At 71.5% G+C, this 1,939-nt stretch carries 2 protein-coding genes; both read right to left on the bottom strand.

Features of this window, described 5'->3' with window-relative positions; genetic code table 11:
* Positions 1–97: 97 nt before the first annotated feature.
* Positions 98–1,624 carry a gamma-glutamyltransferase gene (locus PKH97_RS16265; RefSeq protein WP_324388651.1) on the bottom strand — a complete coding sequence of 509 codons (1,527 nt, stop codon included), beginning with the start codon at positions 1,622–1,624 and terminating at the stop codon, positions 98–100.
* A gap of 22 nt (positions 1,625–1,646) precedes the next feature.
* Positions 1,647–1,939: 2'-5' RNA ligase family protein (locus PKH97_RS16260; protein WP_324388650.1), on the bottom strand; the 293-nt coding region annotated here is incomplete at its 5' end.

Here is a 1,939-nt window from a genome sequence, read left to right as displayed (position 1 = left end):
AACGATCCGGCTCCGGCGGGCTCACCGGGGTCCCACATCGAGTCCGGGCCGTCGCACAAGCCGGGTCACGCCTGCCCACAACGCGGCTCAACGCGGATCAGGCCACGCCCGTGGCCGCCTCGCGGCGGGGGTCGCCCGCGGCATACAGCACTCCGGTCGCGCTGCGCGCAGCGCCGCCGACGCCGCCGAAGAACATCGCCTGCGGCTCGTGCTCGTGGCCGGGCAGCCCGGAGTTGACCACGGCCTCGGCAACCGCGGGGTCGCGCTCGAACTCGATCCGGGTCGGCTCGTCCGTGACGACCCGCACGTGCACGCGCGGTACCGCGATCGCCTCGCCGAGCGGCAGGCCGGTGAGGCAGTGACGGGCCAGGACCTGCATCAATGCGGTCGTGATCCGGTCGGCCCCGGGGCTGCCGATCGCGAGCACGTCGCCGCGGGCGCTGCGGCCGACCGACGGGGCCATATTCGAGGCGAGCCTCGTGCCGGGTGTGAGGGCGTGCAGTCCGAGCCGGTTGAGCTCGGGCTCGCCGAGGCAGTTGTTGAGCAGCAACCCCGTGCCGGGAACCGTTGCGCCGGAAGAGTATCCGCTCGATGCCGTGATGGCGCAGGCGAGCCCGTCGCTGTCGACGGCGCTGACGTGTGCGGTCGACTGGGACGTCGAGAGGCCCTTCAGCCCAGCCTCGCGCACCGTCTCGAGCATCAGGTAGCCGTCCTCCTCCAGGTCCGGCGAATAGTCGTGCACAGTGGATCGATAGGTGAGCACGGCCTGCTGGACCTCGATGATGTCAGCCCACTCGATGCGTCCGCGGCGAACCAACTCCGAGAGCATCACGGCGAGCATGGGGCCGCCGATGCTCGGCGGCGGGTTGGTGGCAATATCCCAGTCCCCCAACGACATTCGCAGCGGCTGGCGGACGATCGGCTCGTATGCCGCGAGATCCTCCGCCGTGATCAGCCCGCCATTGGCGGCGCAAGCGTCTGCGAGTCGTCGGCCGATCTCCCCGGTGTAGAGATCCCCGGCGCCATGCTCGCCGATGCGCGCCCAGCTGTCGGCGAGTGCGGTATCGCGGATCTTGTCACCGGCCTGCAGGTGGGTGCCGTCGGCGCGCGTCAGTGTCGCTGTCGTCTCACGATCCCAGCCGAAGAGGTTGTCGGTGGTCAGGGCGAGATAGCTCGCGGCCGCCGAGCCGAGCCGAAATCCTTCGCGTGCAGCGGTTTCCGCTGGCTCGATCGCTTGCGCCCAAGCGCCGCTGCCATGACGGTCGTGCGCGAGTTGCAGTGCGGACAAGGCTCCGGGGATGCCCGCGGATCCCCAGCCGCCGAAGATCGTTATGCCACCGCCGTAGGCCAGGTCGAACTGACGCAGGCCCTGGCCGAAGCGGTCCTCGGGCAGGCCCCGGCCCGGCATCGCGACATTGCCGTCGATGGTTTCGGGCTCCTCGCGGGCCGGCCAAATGGTGACGAACCCACCGCCCATCGGGCTGACCACCCCCGGCTCGGTCGTCATCGCCACGCACATCGCTGCGATGGCCGCGTCGACCGCGTTGCCGCCCGCGCGCACCGCGGTGAGCCCGGCGTCGACGGCAACGGGTCCGGTGGCGGCGACGGCAACGTGTCGAGTCATGGGTCAATCCTGCCGGAGCGGGTCACGCCGATGCGAGCGGGACGGTGGCCACGCGCTCATACCGTGGGCGCCGGCCGCGGCCCTCGCCGAGATGCGTCTCGATCAGCGCGACCTCGTCGGCGACCCACCCGGGACCGTCGTAGGCCTGCAGCACACGGATCCAGCGGGTCGCCTCCAGCGGACGCTTGGACCGAGCGATCGTGACGTGGGGATGGAAGCGGCCACCGTCGACCTCCGCGCCGGCGCGCACGCAGGCACCCCGGGCAGCGCGGGCCAGCGACTCCAGCCGACCCTCGGCGCCGGCGAAGAGGACCC

The organism is Nostocoides sp., from assembly GCF_035343835.1.
GTDB lineage: Bacteria > Actinomycetota > Actinomycetes > Actinomycetales > Dermatophilaceae > Nostocoides_A > Nostocoides_A vanveenii.
The sequence above is the reverse complement of the archived record's forward strand: the minus strand, read 5'-3'. Positions and strand labels throughout refer to the sequence as shown.

What these genes read in the sequence shown, in the direction of transcription:
- PKH97_RS16265 (WP_324388651.1), bottom strand. Translation starts at nt 1,624, where the DNA reads ATGACTCGACACGTTGCCGTCGCCGCCACCGGACCCGTTGCCGTCGAC.